The organism is Leifsonia sp. ALI-44-B, assembly GCF_001984125.1.
Classification (GTDB): Bacteria; Actinomycetota; Actinomycetes; order Actinomycetales; family Microbacteriaceae; genus Okibacterium.
This window is the reverse complement of record NZ_MTQL01000007.1, coordinates 40,683-59,830: the sequence shown is the minus strand read 5'-3', so window position 1 is coordinate 59,830 and position 19,148 is coordinate 40,683. Positions and strand designations below refer to the sequence as shown.

The following is a 19,148-nucleotide window of genomic DNA, read 5'->3' as shown; positions in this document are numbered from 1 at the left end:
ATACCCGTGCGGCATTCGTCGTTCCATCCGTCATGAAGCTCACCCTGTTCACGAGCGCCTTCTGTGCGCCGTGCCACGCCGCTCGTGCGACGGTGGCCCAGGCGCAAGAACTGGTTCCGGGGCTCGAGGTCACGGAGCTCGATGTGGCGGCGCACACCGACGAAGCCGAGGCTGCCGACATCCGCTCGACGCCCACGCTCGTCATCGAAGGCGACGCCGGCACTTTTCGCGCCGCAGGGGCGCCGTCGCTTGACCAATTGCTGCGCGCCCTCGCCAGCGTCAGCGCCTAACTGCGCATCGACTCACGCAGCTGAGGCTTAGTCGCCTTGCGCCTCCGCGCGGGCGTGCTTCACCACGTCGTAGGCCGCGAGTGCCGCCTGCCGGGTGGCCGCCAGGTCCACGAGGGGCTCAGGGTATTCGTCGGTGCCGTACTCGGGCACCCAGCGGCGGATGTAGTCGCCGTGCGCGTCGAATTTCTTCGCCTGCAGCTCGGGGTTGAAGACCCGGAAGTACGGCGTCGCATCGGCGCCCGAGCCGGCCACCCATTGCCAGTTGAACGGGTTGTTCGCCGGGTCGGCGTCGACGAGCGTGTCCCAGAACCACTGTTCGCCGAGGCGCCAGTCGATCAGCAGGTTCTTGATCAAGAAGGATGCGGTCACCATCCTCACCCGGTTGTGCATCGTGCCCGTGTGCCACAGCTCGCGCATGCCCGCGTCGACGAGCGGAATGCCCGTGCGCCCCTGCTGCCACGCCTGAAGCGCACCCTCGTCGAGTTCGGGCCACGGGAACGCGTCGAACTCCGGGCGCCAGTTGTCGGTCGCCAGTCGCGGGAAATGGTAAAGCACGTGATGCGTGAACTCCCGCCACCCGACCTCGCGCAGGAAGCTGCCGACGGCATCGGCGTTGCGGCGGTCTCGTGCCTGGTTCGCGATCGCCCAGATCTGATGCGGGCTGATCTCACCCCAGCGCAAGTGTGGCGACAAACCCGACGTCACGCTCTCGCCCGGCCGGTCCCGACCGTCGACATAGTCGACGACATCGTCGGCGAGGAAGCCGTGCAGCTTGTCGTGGGCGTCCTTCTCGCCGGGTACGCAGTTCTCGCGCAATCCACCGGCCCAATCCGGATGTGTGGGCAACAGGTCCCAGTCGTCGAGCGCGTCGCCCGCGGCGCTGCCTACCCCGTCGAAACCCTCGATCGTCTGGGGACGGGCCAGCGGATGCCGCGGCGGATCCTCCTGCAGACGCTTTTGCACCGCGCGCCAGAACGGGGTGAAGACCGCGTACGGCCCGCCTGACCCCGTCTTCATGGTCCACGGTTCGACGAGCAGTGAGGCGTCGAAGCTGCTCACCTCGATTCCGTCATCGCGCAGACGCTTCTTGAGCCGTGCGTCCATGTCCCGCGCGGCTCCGTAGCGGCGGTTCCACACGATGGCCTGTGCCCCGGCCTCGGCGACCAGCGCCGGGATGACGTCTTCGGCACGGCCCCGCCGCAGCTGCAGCGACGCTCCTGTCTCCGCGAGATCGGCACCGAGAGAGGTCAGACTGCCGTGCAGCCACCATTTGGCGGCGCCGCCGAGGGCACGCACCTCGTCGCTCTCCTCGTCGAGCACATACACGCACAGCACGGGTGTGCCGCTGTCGACGGCGTGACGCAGGGCCGGATTGTCGGCCATCCGCAGGTCGTCGCGGAACCAGACGATGGTGGGTGCAGTCATCCCCTCACCCTATGCACGCGGATGAGTGCGCGAGAGGCCTTGCGCGTCGCGGCGGTTTTTGCTGCCGCTGTCATCCTCACCGCATGTGCCGCATGTGCCGCATGTGCCGTATGTTCCGCATGCGCTGCGAGGCGCGGTCGAGCCGTCGCGTCTACGCTTGCGGCTGCGCCTGCGCGCGGGCCTGTGCGTCAGCCTGCTCGAGTTCTGGGCCCGGGCAGAAGCCCTCGTCGGGGTCGCTGTCGGGGCATCGCAATTTGTCGGTGAGGGCCGCCAACTGACGTAGCTCGTCGGGCGTGAGTGCCTCGGACATGATGCTGTCGATGGTGCGCATGTGCGTGACGGCCACGGCGCGGTAGTGCTCGAAACCCTCGTCGGTGATGCGCACGATGGTGCCGCGGCGGTCGTGCGTGTCGGGCAGCTTCTCGACCAGGCCGCGCGCGACGAGTCGGTCGACGAGACGCGAAACGCTCGGCTGGCTGAGCAGCACGAGCTGGTTAATGTCGCGCAACCGGGCGCTGCGGTCGGGCTGCTGCGACAGGTTGAAGAGCACGTCGTACTCGTTGAGCGAGAGATCGTGCGAGGGGAAATCGGCGGAGAGCGCGCGCATAACGCCCACCTGGGCTCGGAATAGCGATTCCCAGGCGGTGACGGCTAGTCGCTGAGACATGCGCTCGTCCTTTCGATCGTGCAATGGCCTGCGTGGCGGTGGAAAGTGATCGATCCGGCGGAGCACGTGTCGCCGGTCGACGGGGATTCGAGCCTACTTCTTTCCGGGGGTCGGCCGTGGCCCGCTTGCGGGGGTGACGAGCGCCCGGTAGAGCAATACCATGCCCAGGAAGGCGACACCGAGCCCGATGACGAGCGCGCCGATTCCTGCCGCGATGAGCCAGCCCGGGCCCGAGACGGCCCCGATGAGCACGCCGACGATGCCGACGGCGGCGAGCAGCATGCCCCCTCCGAACGTGAGGATGCCTGACGCAACGCGTGGGCGCGATGCGCGTGTCGCGGGCCGGGGTTGTCCCTCGCCGGTGTCGATGCTCATGCTTTCAGGCTAACGCCGCCCAGACGTGCTGAAGGCCGGTCGTAGAGGCTTACGACCGGCCTTCTCCCTTGCACCAAGAGTGTCCTGCAATCACATTTGCGTAGTTGCCACAGCAAAACAACTAACGCTCTACGAATATATAACGGACAGGTAACGACCGCTAGTTATCAAACCGTTATTTTCGCTGAGAGTTTGCCGCGCCAGCCTTGGGTTCTGCTTAGAACAGGTCGGGCGACGGCGTGGAGGCGTGGCGGATCGACACATCGGCGTGGCGGTCGAAGCGGTAGCCCACCCCGCGCACGGTTCGAACGATGTCCTCGTAACGGTCGAGCTTGGCGCGCAGGCGGCGGATGTGAACGTCGATGGTGCGCTCGTTCGGGGCATCCTCGTCGTCGCCGGCCTGCCAGAGGGCGGTGATCAGCTCGGCGCGTTCGATCGTGCGGCCTTCGCGCAGCACGAGGTACTGCAGCAGTTCGAACTCCTTGTAGGTGAGCCCGACCGACTCGTTGTCGAGGATCAGGCGCTTGCGCGAGATATCGATGACGACACCGGATGCGGCGCGGTCGAGGTCCTCTTCGATGGGGACGTCGCGGCGCTTGGCCAGAGCCGACGGCTCCTGCAGCGCCAGGCGGACGACATCGACGTCGCGGCCGCCCGCTCCTTCGGGGGCGAGTGCGACGGAGGCGTAGCTCTCGGCGCCGGGGGCGAGTTCGCCGAGGAGGTTCTTCACGGCCTCGACGATCTGGCCGAGGCTGGTGCCGGCTGCGAGCGCCTTCGCTTCGTCGAGTCCGACGTAGAGGGCAAAACCGCGAGCTTCGGTGCCGTTCGGAACGGCGCGCAGGCGACCGGCGGTGGGGGCGGCGGCGGGCTGCGGCGAGGCGGCCGGCGCGGCGGTCGGTGCCGCCTGAACGGGAGCGGAAGCGGCCTGGCGGGGGAGCGTTGCGGGAACGGTGGCGAGAGACATGGGGAAAATCCTTCGATGATGACGCGAAGAGAACCCTGAGGGAGGCACGGTCGGAATGAGCGCGGCCTCACCGGATGAGGGTCAGAGTGTGGTGCCGTTGGAGGCGAGAATCGGATGCAGGATGCGGCATCCGTGAGACGTTGCGCGTGAGCGGGGCGAGAAGCCCGATCGGCTCAGAACGGCGGGTGCGGGTGGCACCGGTGCGAAATGCAGTGCGTTCTACGCTGTGTCTCGGCGAGGGGTCGTCAGATTAGCGACACATTCGACAACACATGACTGCGCTGCTGCCGGCCATCATCATGCCGGCAGTCCCAAGAGCCTCAATGGAGGTCAGGGGGCGTGCGATTTCAGTCATGGGTCGATTCAACCCGAAGGTGTCGCTTTGTGTCAAGTCGTGACGGTTTATGGCGATTAGTTGCGCGCCGCGAAAGATCGTTGCGCCGGGCGGGCGCCGGGCAGATCTGGCGGGTGTGTCCAAACGCGAGAGGCGTCATCCGCACATGGGATGACGCCTCTCGGGCACAGCAGGGCGCGGCACGAAGCCGCGAAGTTGGGGCTAGACCAGGCCGTAGAGGCGGTCGCCCGCGTCGCCCAGCCCGGGCACGATGTAGCCGTTCTCGTCGAGACGCTCGTCCATCGCGCCCAGCACGATGGTGACATCGCGGCCCTCGGTCGCCTTCTCGAGAGCGGCAATGCCCTCGGGAGCCGCGAGTAGGCAGATGGCCGTGACGTCGACGGCACCACGCTGGAACAGGAAGTCGATTGCCGCACCGAGCGAACCGCCGGTGGCGAGCATGGGGTCGAGCACGAAGCACTGACGGTCGCTCAGATCGTCGGGCAGTCGCTCGGCGTAGGTGGTGGGCTCGAGCGTCTCTTCGTTGCGCACCATGCCGAGGAACCCGACCTCGGCGGTGGGGAGGAGCTTGACCATGCCCTCGAGCATCCCGAGGCCGGCGCGCAGGATGGGCACGACCAGGGGGCGGGGCTGGCTGATGGCGAGACCCGTCGTGGTCGTCACGGGCGTCTTCACCTCGACCTCTTCGACGCGCACGCCGCGGGTGGCCTCATAGGCCAGGAGGGTGACGAGTTCTTCCGTCAGCGCGCGGAAAACCGGCGACGGCGTGTTCTCGTCACGGAGCACCGTGAGCTTGTGGGTGATCAGGGGGTGGTCGGCTACGTGCACTCGCATAGGCTTCAATCTATCCGTTCTCGGGAAGGACAGTCGACGTGCCACCAGAAGTACCGGAACGCTACCGACGCTGGATGCTCGACGCCCTCGCCCTGAGCGCGCGCACGGCCGAGTCGGGTGACGTTCCCGTCGGGGCGCTCCTTTTCGATGGCGACGGCGTCCTCATCGCCTCCGGCATCAACGAACGCGAGCTTCTGCACGACCCCACCGGCCACGCCGAGATTGTGGCGTTACGCCGTGCGGCGGCCGCGCGACAGGACTGGCACCTGACGGATTGCACGCTCGTCGTGACGCTCGAACCCTGCGTGATGTGCGCGGGCGCGATCGTAGCCGCCCGCGTCGGCACCGTGGTGTTCGGCGCCTGGGACGACAAAGCCGGCGGCGCGGGATCGGTGTACGACATCCTGCGCGACCGCCGACTCAATCACCGCGTCGAGGTCTACGCAGGCGTCGAGGCCGAGGCCTGCAGCCGCGCGCTCACGGCATTCTTCCGGGAGAAGTAGCGGTTCAGCGGGCGAGCTGGTCGGCTCGTCAGTGCTTGGGCTCGACGGCGCCCGCAGAGTTCTTGAGGGCGGCCTTCTCGGCGCTGAAGACATCCGGTTCGAGGTAGATGACGCGCGCAACCGGCACGGCGGCACGAATGCGCGCTTCGACATCGTCGATGGCCTCGGCAACCGTTCCGAGCGGGCGGTCGGCGTCGAACGCGATCTTGGCGGCCACGAGCAACTCGTCCGGGCCGAGGTAGAGCGTCTTCATGTGGATGAGCGAGTGGATGGCCGGGCTGGAGGAGATGGCGGCGGCGATGGCCTCGACATCCGCATCGTTGGCGCCCTCGCCCACCAGCAGACTCTTGGTCTCGATGCCCAGGATGACGGCGACCGCGATCAGCAGCACACCGATCGCTAGGGTGCCGATGGCGTCCCACATGCCGTCGCCCGTGATCACCGTAAGGCCGACTCCGAAGAGGGCCAGCACGAGTCCGAGCAGGGCGGCGACGTCTTCGAGCAACACGACGGGCAGCTCGGGTGCCTTGGCGTGGCGGATGAACTTGGCCCACGACTCCTTGCCGCGCACGTGATTCGACTCCTTCACGGCGGTGCGCAGCGAGAAACTCTCGAGGCCGATGGCGATCACGAGCACGAGCACCGGGATCCACCAGTTCTCGAGCGGGTGCGGATCATGCAGCTTTTCGTAGCCCTCGTAGAGCGAGAACACGCCACCCACGCTGAACAAGATGATGGCGACGACGAATGCATAGACATAGCGCTCGCGGCCGTAGCCGAAGGGATGCTCGCTGTCGGCGCGCTTCTTGGCCTTGCGACCGCCGAGTAGCAACAGAAGCTGGTTGCCCGAGTCGGCGAGCGAGTGCACGCCCTCGGCCAGCATCGACGACGAACCCGAGAGGGCCCACGCGATGAACTTGGTCACCGCGATGCCCAGGTTCGCGCTGAATGCCGCGATGATCGCCTTGTTGCCGCCAGATGCGCTCACAGATGTCCCCTTTGCCGGAATGGAATCATCGTACGGGGTCGGCGGGCCCGATTTGAGCCGTGTGGATGAGAGTGTGCAACGGATGGCCGCCCGCGACGTCGAGCAGCGTGCTGACACCGTCGAGCGGTCCCCCGAACGGATGCTCGAGCGTGAGGCCTCCCGTGCGAGCGGCGAGGTATTCGTCGACGTGGGTGCGCAGCACCTCAGAGTGGGTGAGCAGCGAACCGACCCAACTCGCTCGGGCGGGGGAGCCCGGCATCCAGCCCGTGCGTGCCAGCGCGCTCGCGCCCGAGACGGCGAGTTCTTCGGCGGCGCCCCGCGTGATGTCGAGAGCCACGGCGTCGCCGGCCGCGGCTGCTTCCACCACGGTGCGGGCGAAGGAGGCGACGAGCGAGACGCGGCGCGTGTCGCCCTGCAGGCGCATGTACATTTCGTCCTCGGTGCCGAAGAGGTCGACGGCGGGGGCGCTGAGTGCCGTGGCCGGTCCGCGCCCGTCGTAGGCGCGCATAACGGCGTCGAGACCGGAGCGGCCCAGCCAGAAGCCGCTGCCCGCGTCGCCCAGCAGATAGCCCCAGCCATCCACCTTGGCGGTGCGCGTGTCGGATGCGGCGAGCGTGACGCTGCCCGTTCCGATCGCCAGGACGACACCCCGTTCGGTGCCGTTGGCCGCCAGGTAGCCCGTGACCGAGTCGTGCGCCAGCGCCACGCGGTCGACGCCGACGGAGTGCGTGTGGCGCAGGAGTTCGTCGGGTTTCGCGCCAGCGGGAGTGAGGCCCGAGAGACCGACCGCTACTTCGTCGATGCGGATGCCGGCGCCGCGGGGCGAGGGCTCTGCGTCGTCTGCGTATACGTCTGAGGCAGCGCCCGCCACGGCGACGGACTCCGCGACCGCGGCAGAGGCGGCAAAGGCCACGACGCGTTCGGCGACCTGATCGACCACGGATCGGTCGGTGAGCACCCCGGGCTCGTCGAGCTCGGCGAGAACCCGTGAGCGGGTGGGGCCACCGGCCTCGCCACCCGCCTCTTCCGTCAATCGCAGGCGGATACCCGTCTGGCCGCCGTCGATGGCGAGCCGGTGTCGAATGTGCGTCATGGAGCGCGCTACCCCTCGGTGCATAGGATGGCCGAATGACCACGACAACTCTGCCATCAATTGCCATCCTGGGTGCCGGATCTTTGGGATCGGCCATCCTCAACGGACTCGTGTCACCCGATGTGCGGGTCGAGGGCGGCATCGTGGTGACGAATCGCAGCGTGGCCAAGGCCCGCGCGCTCGACGCGCTCGAGGGTGTGCGCTCGGTGGCGTTGGAGGAGGAGCCCGGGGCCAATCGGCAGGCGGCGGCTGCGGCATCCATCGTCGTCATCGGCGTGAAACCGGGAATGGTCGTCGACCTGCTGCACGAGATTCGGGATGACCTCACACCGGGCACCATCGTCGTGAGCGTCGCCGCGGGCGTGACCATCGAGACCTTCGAGGCCAACCTGCGCGAGGGTGTCGCCGTCATCCGCTCGATGCCGAACACGCCGGCCCTGGTCGGACGGGCCGTCACGGGCATCTCGCCCGGAACCCGCAGCACACCCGAGCAGCTGGCCCTCACGCGCGAACTGTTCGAGACCGTGGGCGAAGTGCTCGAGGTGCCCGAAGACCAGATCGACGCGCTGAGCACCATCTCGGGCTCGGGCCCCGCCTACGTGTTCCTCATGATGGAGGAGCTGACGAAGACCGCCATCGCGAAGGGGTTCACGCCCGACGAGGCGCGCACCATGGTCGAGGGCACGTTCCGCGGGGCCACCGAGTTGCTGCACGAATCGGGTAAGACGCCCGAGGAGCTGCGCCGTCAGGTGACGAGCCCCAAGGGCACGACCGAACGCGCTATTGCCGTCATGCAGCAGGCTGATTTCGCCGCCATCTTCGACGAGGCGACGGACGCCGCTCTCGCCCGGGCCCGCGAGCTCGCCGGCTAGTTGCCGAGCGCCGCGAAGCGCTCGATATCGGCGGACGTGCCCGAGACGATGATGAGGTCGTGGTTCGACACGACGGTGTCGGCCGTGGCGTAGGTGAACGGTTTGCCGGGCGACTTCACGCCGACGACCGTGACGTTGTGCTTGGTGCGCACACCCGATTCGGTGAGGTTCAGGCCGCGGATGGGCTTGGGCGGGTACATCTTGACGAGCGCGAAGTCGTCGTCGAACTGGATGAAGTCGAGCATGCGGCCGGACACCAGGTGGGCGACGCGCTCGCCGGCTTCGGCCTCAGGGTAGATCACGTGGTTGGCGCCGACACGGGCCAGGATCTTGCCGTGCGACTGCGAGACGGCCTTTGCCCAGATCTGAGGAATCTTCAGGTCTACGAGGTTGGCCGTGATGAGCACGCTGGCCTCGATCGACGAGCCGACGGCCACGACGGCGATCGAGAAATCGGTGGCGCCGATCTGCTTGAGGGCTTCGATGTTGCGGGCATCGGCCTGCACGGTGTGCGTGACGCGCTCCGACCACTTCTGCACGAGGTCGGCGTTGTCATCGATCGCCAGCACCTCGCGGTCGAGCCGGTCGAGTTCTCCGGCGCAGGCCGCACCGAAGCGCCCGAGCCCGATCACGAGCACCGGGGCGTTGTGTTTGATGCGATCAACCAACGATGGGCCTTTCCTCGGGGCGCCGGAACAGTTGCGCGTTCTGGCTGGCCGCGACGGCCGCGGCGAGTGTCACTGTACCAATGCGCCCCATGAACATGGTCGCCGCCATCACATACTTGCCCGAATCGGGGAGCTGATCGGTGAGACCCGTCGACAGACCCGTCGTGGCAAAGGCCGAGATGACGTCGAAAAGCACATGGTCGAGGGGCGCCTTCGTGATCTGCAGGATGACGATCGACGATAACGCCACGATGGTCGCGCCCCAGAGCACGACGCTGAGCGCCACCTTCACGACGTCTTGGGGAATGCGTCGGCCGAAGGCCTCCATATCGGGGCGGCCGCGCGCCTCGGCGAGGGCAGCCAGGAACAGCACGGCGAGAGTGGTGACCTTGATGCCGCCGGCCGTCGACGCCGAACCGCCACCGATGAACATGAGCATGTCGGCGACCAGCAGGCTCGACCCGTTGAGGTCGGCGATGGAGATCGTCGAAAAGCCGCCCGATCGCGTCATCATCGAGAGGAACAGCGATTGGAAGGCCGTATCGCTGGCGTTCAGGCTGCCGAAGGTCTTCGGATTGTTGAATTCGAGGATCACGAAGGCCACGGCCCCGGCCACGAAGAGGATCAGCGTGGTGAGCAGCGTGAGCTTCACGTGCAGCGACCAGCGGCGCGGCTTGAAGAACGAGCGGCTGAGCGCATAGATGACGGGAAAACCGATCGCGCCGAGGAAGACCCCGATCATCAGGATGCTGAGGAACCAATAGTCGTTGGCGAAGCGTTCGAGCCCCTCGGCGTTCGGCGTGAACCCCGTGTTGGTGAAGGCCATGGCGGAGTAGTAAACGCTGTTCCAGAGGGCATCCCATGCTGGGATGCCGTCGATCAGCATGCGTGGGAAGAGGAGCGCCGCGATCACGGCCTCGATGACGAGGGCCGAGACAGCGACCGTCAGCAACATGCTGCCGATCTCGCCGAGGCGCACGGCTTGGCCCTCGGCCACCGGGCCGTGGTGGACGCGCAGGGGGTTGCTGTCGCTCGCCGCGATGAGTTTGGCGCGCAGCCCGAGCTTGCGCGAGATGACAAGACCCAGGATGGAGGCCAGGGTGAGCACGCCCAGGGCGCCGATCTGCACGCCGATGAACACGAAGATGTGGCCGACGAGTGACCAGTGTGTGGCCATGTCGACCACCGACAGACCGGTGACGCAGATGACCGATACGGCGGTGAAGAGCGAATCGGCAAGCGGCGTAATGGTGCCGGCGCTCGAGGCGATGGGCAACGAGAACAGCAGGGTGAAGACCAGGATGAGCGCCGTGAAGATGAGGAGCGCGAAGCGGGAGGGGGAACGCCCGGTGAAGTCGCTGATTCGGTCGCGCACCGTGCGCACGCTGAGGCGTGGGGGCCGGTGGACGATGTTCCGTGAGGAGCTCGCGGGCATTCTCAGCTCCTCGTTGTTCGTTCGTGTCGAATGCTGGATGTCATGGTACTCCGTCTCCGGAGTCACTACCCTGGGTGGATGGCCGACATTTTTGACGTGGTTGCGGATGCCACCCGACGCGACATCCTCCAAGTCCTGCTCGAGCGGCACCCGGCCGACGACGAGACCGCCGGCGGAACCTCCGTTTCCGAGATCGTCTCGACGCTGGGGCTCAGCCAGCCGACCGTATCGAAGCATCTCAAGGTTTTGCGTGAGGCTGGCCTCGTGACGGTGCGCGAAGAGGGCCAGCACCGTTTCTACCGCCTCGAATACACGCCGCTCGAGCACATCGAAGACTGGCTGATCCCGTTCCTCAGCATCGACTTCGACGCCGCGTCGCTCATGTCTCAGTCGGCGGGCGGCCCGCTGCCCGATCAGGCCCGTGCCGTGGCCGACACGGTGGGCAAAGTCGCTGCGGATGCCACCCACGCCGTCACCTCGGCCGTGCAGGCCGTCACCCGCAAACTCCGCCCCTGAGGGTCGCTCGCCCGGTCGAGTCGCGCTTTACCGTGGTCATCAGGTAGACTCCACGGAGGCATTTTTACTGCCAGTCGTCGCATCCGCGGCCATACCCAATCTTTCTATGTGAGGTCTCAGTGGGTTCTGTCATCAAGAAGCGCCGCAAGCGCATGGCGAAGAAGAAGCACCGCAAATTGCTTCGTAAGACTCGTCACCAGCGTCGCAACAAGAAGTAGTTGTAACGCAGCTGCGAAGCGTCAGTCCCTGTGACTGGCGCTTTTTGGCGTTCGGGCACCGGTGTCGGAGGTTCGGCCTAGAGTTCGTTGGGACGGGAAATCGTCGGACCGACTCGGGGGTAAGACCAATGACGCGTGCCGTGCACTACACAACAACCATCGACCTGGCGCGGCCGTTTGCGACCCGAGCCGACGCGATCGGTGCCGAATCGCGCCGTGCTCATTCGCGCCGTGCCGACTCGCGCAGTGCCGACTGGCACCATGCCGACTCGATCAGTGCCGACCCGATCATTGCCGCTTCGATCGGTGACCATTCAATCCGCGAGATGCGGCCGGTTGCCTACCGCATGCCCTTCGAGGTGGAGCGATTCGGGTCTGAGCGCATCGAATTGCGCAATGCGAGTGGCGACGTGCTGCGGTGGATAACCATCGACCTCATGGGTCCGGGGCACTTCGTCGCACAGACTCCGGCGAAGCTCGAACCCGGTCAGGCGCTTGCCGTGTGGTTGTTCGGCGACGACCTCGCACGCCAGACGAAGGTGCAGGTCACCTGGTTCCACGAGGGCGCGCAATACCTGTGGCTGGTGTCGCTGTAGCGACGGCCGACACTATTCGGTGTCGCGGTGCCGGCTTCGCTCTTCGCGTTCGCGGATCAGATCGTTGGCCGTGAGCTTGTGCCGCGGCCGCGGATACATATCGGCCGTGAGGCCGGTGACGAAAACCTTGGGGTCGGCATCCATGGCGCTCGCGAGGCGGACGAGCGTCTCGACGCTCGGATGCACCTGCCCGCGCTCGATCTTGCCGATGTTGGTCCAGTGCACGCCCGCGAGCGCTCCCAGGTCTTCGAGCGTGAGGGAGCGTTGATTCCGAGCCTCACGAATACGCGCGCCCAAAACATGGGCGGCTTCGGAGTGGAACGCAGACATAGTCCCATGATGGTCTCTCATACGAAAATAACACAGAGAGCGCGCGCATTATGTTTATAAACATAAATGCTCTAGAGCCTGTGTGCGTGTGATCCCAGCGAACTGTCGCCGACCTCCGCGTCAGATTAGGCTGAAGTCGTGACGACGACTCTCACCCTCATCAGCAAGCCCGATTGCCACCTGTGCGACGATGCGCGAGCCGTCATCGACCAGGTCACTGCGCCCCTCGGTGATAAGGCTCCCGTTCGCGAAGAGCTGTCCATTCTCGACGATCCGGCCCTGTTCGACCGCTACTGGGAGGAGATCCCCGTGGTGCTCATCAACGGAAAAGTCCACAACTACTGGCGCATCGACCCGGCGCGCCTCGCCCGAGCACTGGAGGAAGCCCGATGACCATCCGCCACATCGTGACCTGGAAGCTCGGTGCGCCGAGCGTCGAGCAGAAGGCCGAAGATGCCACCCGCATCCGTGAAGAGCTGACCGCTCTCGTGCCGCAACTCGGCGACATCGTCGAACGTCTCGAGGTCGGCATCGACCTGCACGACACCCCGGGCAACTGGGATGTCGTGCTCGTGTCCGAGTTCGCCGACGCAGCGAACCTGCAGGCCTACCAGGTTCACCCGGCGCACCAGGCCGCGGCGGCCGTCATCCGCACGCTGGTCACCGAGCGTTCGGCCATCGACTACACGTTGCCACAGAGCGCGTAGAGCGCGATTCGAGCCCACAGCACAAATACCGAAGGCGGAGGAGCAACGCTCTCCTCCGCCTTCGGCAGCAGTTCTCTGGGCGGGCGCCCCGCTTGCTACGGCGCGAGGCGGGTCGGGCCGCGGAACAGGTACGTGACCTCGCGGATCGACGTCTCGTGCAGCATCAGCATGAGCACGCGCGCGAGACCCATGCCGAAGCCGCCGTGCGGGGGAACGCCGTAGCGGAAGAAGTCGAGGTAGAACTCGAGCTCCTCGGGCTCGAGGCCCTTCTCCTTGGCCTGCTCGATGAGCACGTCGACGCGGTGCTCGCGCTGAGCACCCGTCGAGATCTCGACGCCGTTGAAGATGAGGTCGTAGCTCTTGGTGAGCGAGCCGTCTTCGTCGTTGCGCATGTGGTAGAACGGCCGGATGCTCGAGGCGTAGTCGGTGAGGAACACGAACTCGTGCCCGAACTCCTCTTTCACGTAGGCCGCGATCTGGCGCTCGCCCTCGGGGTCCATGTCGTCGTCGGCGCGGGGCACCTCGTAGCCGCGCTCGGCGACGATGCGCTTCGCCTCGGCGAGGGGAATGCGGGGGAACGGCGTCGACGGCACGGTGACCTCGAGGCCGAACAGCTCGCGGATCGCGTCGCCGTGCTTCTCGGCGACCGCGGTGAAGCCGGCGACGATGAGGTCTTCGTGCAGCTGCATGACGTCTTCGTGGCTGTCGATCCAGCTGATCTCGGAGTCGATGCTCGTGAACTCCGTCGCGTGACGCGACGTGAACGAGGGGTCGGCGCGGAAGGCGGGGCCGACCTCGAAGACCTTGCCGAAACCGGCGGGCTGCGCCATTTGCTTGAAGAACTGCGGGCTCTGCGCCAGGTAGGCCTTGGTGTCGAAGTACTCGACCTCGAACAGCTCGGCGCGCGACTCGCTCGCGCTCGCCATGAGCTTGGGCGTGTGGATTTCGATGAAGTCGTTGTCGATCCAGTACTGACGCAGGGCGTGCTCGAACGTGGTCTGGATGCGGAAGATGAGGTTCTGCTTGGGCTGACGCAGGTCGATGAAACGCCAGTCCATGCGCTTGTCGAGCGAGGAGTCGGCGGCGATGGGGGTTTCGGGGATGGCGTGGCTGACGACATCCATCGTGGCGAGCTTGACCTCGAGGCCGCCGAGCTTCACGCGCTCGTCGTGCTTGAGCGTGCCCGTGACCGTGATGAAGGAACCCTGGCTGAGGCCCGAGATGGCCTCGGTCGTAGCGACGCGCTCGGCCGAGGATGCGTCGTCTTCGGCGACCTCGCGGGTGGCCGGGTTGACGATCTGCACGGCACCCGATTCGTCGCGCAGCACGACGAACTGCACCTTCTTCTGGTCGCGAACGGTATCGACCCATCCGGACACCGTGACGGGGCCTTCGGGCAGGGCGGACAGGTCTTTGATGAGTACTCGTTCGTTCACGAGGACCAAGCCTACCGGTGTGGCGTATTCCCAGCCGAGTCGAACGTAGACTTGCCAGGTGGGAGCTAGCCAGATTCATCTCGTTCGACACGGTGAGGTGTACAACCCCTCGGGTGTGTTGTACGGCCGCATCCCCGGTTTCCGACTCTCCGAACGCGGTGAGCTCATGGCCCGGAGTGCCGCCGACGACCTTGTCGCCCGCGAGCGTCCGATCGCCCGGGTGTACGCATCGCCCCTGCAGCGCGCCCAAGAGTCGGCTGCACCCATCGCTGAGCTGACGGATCTCGACATCCGCACCGAGGCACGCATCATCGAGCCGACCAACCACTTCGAGGGCAAGGTCATGTCGCGTGCGCTGCGCAACCCGCTCAACTGGCCCGTGCTGCGCGCGCCGTCGGTGCCGAGCTGGGGCGAGCCCTACCTCTCGATCGCCGACCGCATGGTGCGCGCGATGGAAGATGCCTGGAACGAGGTGGCGGATGGCGAGGGTGACGTCGTCATGGTCAGCCACCAGTTGCCCATCTGGACCACCCACCGTTTCATCGCGGGCGAGCAGCTGGCGCACGATCCTCGCCGCCGCCGCTGCGATCTGTCCAGCATCACCTCGTTCGAGCGAGTAGGGGATTCGTTCATCGAGGTCGGATATTCGAACCCCGCGGCCGGACTCGCCGCCGGGGCCATCGACGTAGGAGCAGTATGACCCGCGCACGTTCGTCGTCCTCACTCGTCACGACCCCGTCCGCAGTAGGCGCACCTGGCGGTTCCCGCGCGCCGCAGCGCCCGCGCCGCCGGTTCGCAACCGTCGCCCTGGCCGTCTCGATCGTCGCCACCCTCGGACTCGCGGGCTGCTCGGCCGACCCGCTGGCCGCTCAATACAAAGAGGGCAGCGACAAGGGCTACATCGCGGGCGACGGCAGCGTCACCACTATCCCCGTCGACGAGCGCGGCGAGAAGATCTCGTTCTCGGGCGTCGACGAGAGCGGCGAGACCATCGATTCGGCCGATCTCGCGGGCCAGGTCACGGTCGTGAACTTCTGGTACGCGGGGTGTGCCCCGTGCCGCGCCGAGGCGCCGCAGCTGCAAGAGCTGAACGAGAAGTACGAGGGCAAGGGCGCGAGCTTCGTGGGCGTCAACGTCTACGACCAGGCCGAGACCGCCACCTCGTTCAACAAGACCTACGGCATCACCTACCCCTCGATCCTCGACGTCGACTCGGGTTCGGTGAAGCTAGCGTTCACGGGTTCCGTGCCGCCGAAGGCCGTGCCCACCACGATCGTCCTCGACAAGGAGGGACGCGTGGCGAGCCGCATCCTGGGTCAGCTGCCCGCCGAGTCGATCCTCGACACCCTGGTGCGCGAAACGATAGCCGAATGACCGGGGCCACCTCGTGAACCCGGGTGACATCGTCGCGAACGGGCAGCTGGTCGCGGCCATCCCCATCGCTCTGCTCGCGGGCCTCATCTCGTTTGCCTCGCCCTGCGTACTGCCGCTGGTGCCGGGATATCTGGCCTATGTAGGCGGCATGTCAACAGCCGCCAAACCCGGTGCCGCCTCACGTCCGTCCGGTGCCTCGGCCCGGCCAGCCCGCCTGCAGCCCGGCAAGCCGCGGCTCCTGCTCGGGGTGGCCGGTTTCATCGCCGGTTTCACGCTCGTCTTCGTGCTCACGGGCGCGTTCGTCGGCACGGTCGGCGCGTTCTTCGTGCAGTGGCAAGACCTGATCACGCGCATCCTCGGCGCGGTCGTCATCGTCATGGGCTTCGTTTTCGTCGGCCAGGTGTCGTTCATGCAGCGCACCATCAAGCCGTCGTTCCGCCCCGCGACGGGGCTGGCCGGTGCACCGCTCCTCGGCATCGTGTTCGCGATCGGTTGGACGCCGTGCCTCGGGCCCGTCCTGACCGCCATCACGGGCCTCAGCCTCAACTCTGGTTCAACGGGCCGCGGCGCCCTGCTCGGCCTGTTCTATTGCATCGGGCTCGGCATCCCCTTCGTGCTGGTGGCCCTCGGCCTCAGCTGGATGACCGGAACCATCGCTTTCCTCAAGCGCCACATCCGCGCCATCAACATCGCGGGCGGCGTCCTCCTCATGATCATCGGCATCCTGATGGTCTCCGGCATTTGGGGAAAACTCATGTCACAACTCGGGATGGTGATCCAAGGCTTTGTCACGCCCCTCTGATTACGTCGACTCCGGCAGCGCCAAACGGCAGCCGACCAACGAAGACAATTTCGTCGAGCAGCCCAAACTGGGGTTCGTCGGCTGGATCCGGTTCGCCTGGCGCCAGCTGACGAGCATGCGCACGGCGCTGTTCCTGCTGCTCATGCTCGCGATCGCGGCCGTGCCGGGTTCGCTCGTGCCGCAGCGCAGCTCCGACCCCAACGGCGTCACGCAGTACTTCCGCGACAACCCGTCGCTCGCACCCGTGCTCGACAATCTGCAGTTCTTCGACGTCTACGGTTCGGCGTGGTTCTCCGCGATCTACCTGCTGCTCTTCATCTCGCTGATCGGCTGCGTCATCCCGCGCACCAAGCACCACTTCCAGGCCATGCGCGCGCGGCCTCCGCGCACGCCCGCCCGGCTCAACCGGTTGGACTCCTACACGGAACAGACCGTCGAGGGTGCTGACGCGGCATCCGCCATCTCGTCGGCCCGCACGCTGCTGAAGAAGTCGGGCTATCGCGTCGAGATGTACGAGGGCGGCGGTTCGCTCTCGGTGTCGGCCGAACGCGGTTATCTGCGCGAGACCGGAAACCTGGTCTTCCACTCGGCGCTCGTCGGCATCCTGCTAGCCATCGGCGTTGGCGGCGGTTTCGGCTATGCCGGGCAGCGCGTTCTTGTCGAGGGGCAGACCTTCGTCAACACCCTGCTCGACTACAACTCGTTCAACCCGGGCCGCTTCTTCAATCCCGACACCCTGTCGCCCTATGCCCTCACGGTGGATGATTTCGCCGTCGAATACGAGAAGCAGAACCTCGACGCCTACGGCCAGCCGATTGACTTCACGGCCAAGGTCACGACGCGCTCGCCCGGCCAGGAGCCCGAGAAACAGACCATCAAGGTGAACGAGCCCCTGCGCTACGACAACACCGACGTCTACCTGCTCGGCAACGGCTATGCGCCCAAGATCACGGTCAAAGACCCGCAGGGCAACGTGGTCTTCACCGATTCGGTGCCGTTCCTGCCGCAAGATGCCAACCTCACGTCGATCGGCGTCGTCAAGGTTCCGGATGGCCTCTCCGACCAGCTCGGCATGATCGGGTTCTTCTACCCCACGGCCGTGAAGAACGAGTCCGGTGCCTATACCTCCACCTATCCGGACCTCGTCTACCCGCTGCTCACGCTCAACGTCTACAAGGGCGACCTCGGCATCGACGAGGGCGCACCGAAATCGGTCTATGAACTGGTGACGGATGGCATGACCCAGCTCACGGGCGGCAAAACGGATGTCGACTCGATCGAGTTGCAGCCGGGCCAGACCTCCGACCTGCCGAACGGAATGGGCACCGTCACGTTCGAGAACGCCTCACCGCAGCAGGCGGCGGGCAACTTCGACAACACCGTGCCGCGATTCGTCTCGCTCGACGTGCACCACGACCCGTCGCAGGGATTCGTGCTGCTGTTCGCCATCCTCGTGATGCTCGGCCTGCTGACCTCGCTCTTCGTGCCCCGCCGGCGCGTGTGGGTCAAGGCCGTCGAGAAGGAAGACGGCAGCGTCACGCTGCAATACGCGGGACTCGCCCGCGGAGAAGACCCCGGGCTGCGACAAGCCGTCGACGCGATTGCCTATCGGCACGGAACCATCCTGGGCGTGCCGCGCGATCTGAGAGGTACTGTTAAGAAGTGAATCTCGACGAACTTTCGGTGCTGAGCCTGTGGTCGGCCATGGCCATCTACGCGCTCGCCTTCATTGCCTTCGCGCTCGACCTGGCAAAGCGGTCGGCCGAGGTGAGTGCTTACGCCGATGAGCAGGCCGCGCAGGCATCCGGCGTCGGTTCGCGTGCCGATGGGTCCCAGGTCGCATCGGCCGGTTCCGCCGCGACCACGACGACCGCGCGCGCGTCCTCGACGGCCACCATCGAGCGCGTCGACGAAGACGCGAGTGACGTCACGCCCAAGCGTTCGGCCACGCTGCGCATCGGCGTCGCGCTGACCATCATCGGCTTCCTGCTGCACGCCACGGCCGACGTGACGCGCGGTATCAGCGCCCAGCGCGTGCCGTGGGCAAACATGTACGAGTTCGCCATGACGGGCACGCTGCTCATCGTCATGGTGTTCCTCATGGTCATCGTCAAGGTCGACCTGCGGTTCCTCGGCACCTTCGTGATGGGCCTCGTGCTCATTTTGCTGGGCGTCTCGGGCGTGAACTTCTATGTGGCCGTCGTGCCACTGCCGCCCGCCCTGCAGTCGGCGTGGCTCATCATCCACGTTTTCGTCGCGAGCCTCGGCACGGCGTTCTTCGGTTTGGGCTTCGCGCTGAGCGGCATCCAGCTCTTCCAGCACCGACGCGAGCTGGCGGGCAAAGACCTCAAGCTGCTCAAGCTCAAGTTCCTGGCCACGCTGCCCTCGTCCGAGCGCCTCGAGAATCTTGCCTACCGCGTGAACATCGTGGGCTTCATCTTCTGGACGTTCACGCTCATGGCCGGTTCCATCTGGGCCGAGCGCGCGTGGGGTCGTTACTGGGGCTGGGACACCAAAGAGGTGTGGACCTTCATCATCTGGGTGATCTACGCGGGCTACATCCACGCCCGGGCGACACGCGGATGGCGGGGCTCACGCAGCGCGTGGCTCGCGATCATCGGCTTCGCGGCCGTCATGTTCAACTTCACGATCGTGAACATCTTCTTCAAGGGTCTGCACGCGTACTCGGGTCTCTAGGTC

General features: G+C 66.2%; 24 protein-coding genes. 13 read left to right on the top strand and 11 right to left on the bottom strand.

The genetic code is table 11. The annotated features are described in order from the left end of the window. The first annotated feature begins 32 nt into the window (after nucleotides 1-32). Entirely contained in the window at nucleotides 33-290 is a 258-nt protein-coding gene (locus tag ALI44B_RS07215) for a glutaredoxin family protein (protein WP_077054095.1), read from the top strand. Nucleotides 291-317: 27 nt separating this feature from the next. Here ALI44B_RS07215 and ALI44B_RS07210 read toward each other — a convergent pair whose 3' ends face one another. From ALI44B_RS07210 to upp, 5 genes are all read right to left on the bottom strand, one after another. Beyond that, complete coding sequence (locus tag ALI44B_RS07210) at nucleotides 318-1,715, bottom strand: cryptochrome/photolyase family protein (protein ID WP_077054094.1); 1,398 nt, start codon at nucleotides 1,713-1,715, stop codon at nucleotides 318-320. Nucleotides 1,716-1,866: 151 nt separating this feature from the next. Then, the gene (locus ALI44B_RS07205; protein ID WP_083709713.1) at nucleotides 1,867-2,382 is read right to left on the bottom strand and encodes a MarR family winged helix-turn-helix transcriptional regulator; all 516 of its coding nucleotides are present in this window, start codon (nucleotides 2,380-2,382) and stop codon (nucleotides 1,867-1,869) included. A gap of 93 nt (nucleotides 2,383-2,475) precedes the next feature. Beyond that, entirely contained in the window at nucleotides 2,476-2,757 is a 282-nt protein-coding gene (locus tag ALI44B_RS07200) for a hypothetical protein (protein ID WP_077054092.1), read from the bottom strand. Between the two features lie 217 nt (nucleotides 2,758-2,974). After that, nucleotides 2,975-3,721 (bottom strand): winged helix-turn-helix domain-containing protein, encoded by a 747-nt coding sequence (locus ALI44B_RS07195; protein ID WP_077054091.1) that lies wholly within the window; start codon nucleotides 3,719-3,721, stop codon nucleotides 2,975-2,977. Between the two features lie 556 nt (nucleotides 3,722-4,277). Further along, a complete protein-coding gene (gene upp, locus ALI44B_RS07190) occupies nucleotides 4,278-4,910 on the bottom strand; it encodes a uracil phosphoribosyltransferase (RefSeq protein ID WP_077054090.1) in 633 nt (210 codons plus the stop codon). 74 nt (nucleotides 4,911-4,984) lie between these two features. Here upp and tadA point away from each other — a divergent pair, with 74 nt between their 5' ends. After that, nucleotides 4,985-5,413, top strand: a complete 429-nt coding sequence (tadA, locus tag ALI44B_RS07185; protein ID WP_077054089.1) for a tRNA adenosine(34) deaminase TadA — start codon at nucleotides 4,985-4,987, stop codon at nucleotides 5,411-5,413. 28 nt (nucleotides 5,414-5,441) lie between these two features. Here the strand turns inward: tadA and ALI44B_RS07180 are convergent, their stop codons facing one another. Together ALI44B_RS07180 and ALI44B_RS07175 are read right to left on the bottom strand one after the other, a co-directional pair. Then, nucleotides 5,442-6,401 (bottom strand): cation diffusion facilitator family transporter, encoded by a 960-nt coding sequence (locus ALI44B_RS07180; RefSeq protein WP_077054088.1) that lies wholly within the window; start codon nucleotides 6,399-6,401, stop codon nucleotides 5,442-5,444. Between the two features lie 25 nt (nucleotides 6,402-6,426). After that, complete coding sequence (locus tag ALI44B_RS07175) at nucleotides 6,427-7,494, bottom strand: N-acetylglucosamine kinase (RefSeq protein ID WP_077054087.1); 1,068 nt, start codon at nucleotides 7,492-7,494, stop codon at nucleotides 6,427-6,429. A 35-nt stretch (nucleotides 7,495-7,529) separates the two neighbouring features. Here ALI44B_RS07175 and proC point away from each other — a divergent pair, with 35 nt between their 5' ends. Further along, on the top strand, nucleotides 7,530-8,366 hold the full coding sequence (gene proC, locus ALI44B_RS07170) for a pyrroline-5-carboxylate reductase (protein ID WP_077054086.1): 837 nt from the start codon (nucleotides 7,530-7,532) through the stop codon (nucleotides 8,364-8,366). On the opposite strand, the gene ALI44B_RS07165 is transcribed toward proC, so the two are convergent. Both ALI44B_RS07165 and ALI44B_RS07160 read right to left on the bottom strand, forming a co-directional pair. Continuing rightward, entirely contained in the window at nucleotides 8,363-9,034 is a 672-nt protein-coding gene (locus tag ALI44B_RS07165) for a potassium channel family protein (RefSeq protein WP_077054085.1), read from the bottom strand. The two genes, proC and ALI44B_RS07165, sit on opposite strands and share 4 nt — an antisense overlap. After that, nucleotides 9,027-10,469, bottom strand: a complete 1,443-nt coding sequence (locus ALI44B_RS07160) for a TrkH family potassium uptake protein (RefSeq protein WP_077054084.1) — start codon at nucleotides 10,467-10,469, stop codon at nucleotides 9,027-9,029. Before ALI44B_RS07160 ends, ALI44B_RS07165 begins: the two co-directional genes overlap by 8 nt. Nucleotides 10,470-10,547: 78 nt before the next feature. Here ALI44B_RS07160 and ALI44B_RS07155 point away from each other — a divergent pair, with 78 nt between their 5' ends. The 3 genes from ALI44B_RS07155 to ALI44B_RS07145 all read left to right on the top strand — a co-directional run bounded on the left by ALI44B_RS07155 (nucleotide 10,548) and on the right by ALI44B_RS07145 (nucleotide 11,799). Further along, nucleotides 10,548-10,985 (top strand): ArsR/SmtB family transcription factor, encoded by a 438-nt coding sequence (locus tag ALI44B_RS07155; RefSeq protein WP_077054083.1) that lies wholly within the window; start codon nucleotides 10,548-10,550, stop codon nucleotides 10,983-10,985. A 119-nt stretch (nucleotides 10,986-11,104) separates the two neighbouring features. Further along, complete coding sequence (locus ALI44B_RS07150; protein WP_003792170.1) at nucleotides 11,105-11,203, top strand: 30S ribosomal protein bS22; 99 nt, start codon at nucleotides 11,105-11,107, stop codon at nucleotides 11,201-11,203. 140 nt (nucleotides 11,204-11,343) lie between these two features. Beyond that, nucleotides 11,344-11,799 carry a hypothetical protein gene (locus ALI44B_RS07145; protein ID WP_143459096.1) on the top strand — a complete coding sequence of 152 codons (456 nt, stop codon included), beginning with the start codon at nucleotides 11,344-11,346 and terminating at the stop codon, nucleotides 11,797-11,799. A gap of 12 nt (nucleotides 11,800-11,811) precedes the next feature. On the opposite strand, the gene ALI44B_RS07140 is transcribed toward ALI44B_RS07145, so the two are convergent. Then, on the bottom strand, nucleotides 11,812-12,129 hold the full coding sequence (locus ALI44B_RS07140; protein ID WP_077054081.1) for a helix-turn-helix domain-containing protein: 318 nt from the start codon (nucleotides 12,127-12,129) through the stop codon (nucleotides 11,812-11,814). Nucleotides 12,130-12,267: 138 nt separating this feature from the next. Between ALI44B_RS07140 and ALI44B_RS07135 the strand changes: the two genes are divergently transcribed. Both ALI44B_RS07135 and ALI44B_RS07130 read left to right on the top strand, forming a co-directional pair. Further along, nucleotides 12,268-12,522 (top strand): glutaredoxin family protein, encoded by a 255-nt coding sequence (locus ALI44B_RS07135; protein ID WP_077054080.1) that lies wholly within the window; start codon nucleotides 12,268-12,270, stop codon nucleotides 12,520-12,522. Further along, the gene (locus ALI44B_RS07130) at nucleotides 12,519-12,836 is read left to right on the top strand and encodes a Dabb family protein (protein ID WP_077054079.1); all 318 of its coding nucleotides are present in this window, start codon (nucleotides 12,519-12,521) and stop codon (nucleotides 12,834-12,836) included. Before ALI44B_RS07135 ends, ALI44B_RS07130 begins: the two co-directional genes overlap by 4 nt. A 95-nt stretch (nucleotides 12,837-12,931) precedes the next feature. Here ALI44B_RS07130 and aspS read toward each other — a convergent pair whose 3' ends face one another. Then, a complete protein-coding gene (aspS, locus tag ALI44B_RS07125) occupies nucleotides 12,932-14,272 on the bottom strand; it encodes an aspartate--tRNA(Asn) ligase (protein WP_077055422.1) in 1,341 nt (446 codons plus the stop codon). 58 nt (nucleotides 14,273-14,330) lie between these two features. On the opposite strand from aspS, the gene ALI44B_RS07120 reads away from it, so the two are divergent. The 5 genes from ALI44B_RS07120 to ccsB are packed head-to-tail and all read left to right on the top strand — an operon-like array spanning nucleotide 14,331 to nucleotide 19,145. Then, nucleotides 14,331-14,972, top strand: a complete 642-nt coding sequence (locus ALI44B_RS07120) for a histidine phosphatase family protein (protein ID WP_077054078.1) — start codon at nucleotides 14,331-14,333, stop codon at nucleotides 14,970-14,972. Next, nucleotides 14,969-15,646 carry a TlpA family protein disulfide reductase gene (locus ALI44B_RS07115; protein WP_083709712.1) on the top strand — a complete coding sequence of 226 codons (678 nt, stop codon included), beginning with the start codon at nucleotides 14,969-14,971 and terminating at the stop codon, nucleotides 15,644-15,646. The genes ALI44B_RS07120 and ALI44B_RS07115 overlap by 4 nt, the downstream gene beginning before the upstream one ends. A 13-nt stretch (nucleotides 15,647-15,659) precedes the next feature. Further along, the gene (locus ALI44B_RS07110) at nucleotides 15,660-16,448 is read left to right on the top strand and encodes a cytochrome c biogenesis CcdA family protein (protein ID WP_077054077.1); all 789 of its coding nucleotides are present in this window, start codon (nucleotides 15,660-15,662) and stop codon (nucleotides 16,446-16,448) included. Beyond that, on the top strand, nucleotides 16,432-18,114 hold the full coding sequence (gene resB / locus ALI44B_RS07105) for a cytochrome c biogenesis protein ResB (RefSeq protein WP_077054076.1): 1,683 nt from the start codon (nucleotides 16,432-16,434) through the stop codon (nucleotides 18,112-18,114). The genes ALI44B_RS07110 and resB overlap by 17 nt, the downstream gene beginning before the upstream one ends. A gap of 38 nt (nucleotides 18,115-18,152) precedes the next feature. After that, nucleotides 18,153-19,145 carry a c-type cytochrome biogenesis protein CcsB gene (gene ccsB / locus ALI44B_RS07100; protein ID WP_143459302.1) on the top strand — a complete coding sequence of 331 codons (993 nt, stop codon included), beginning with the start codon at nucleotides 18,153-18,155 and terminating at the stop codon, nucleotides 19,143-19,145. The last annotated feature ends 3 nt before the right edge of the window (nucleotides 19,146-19,148 follow it).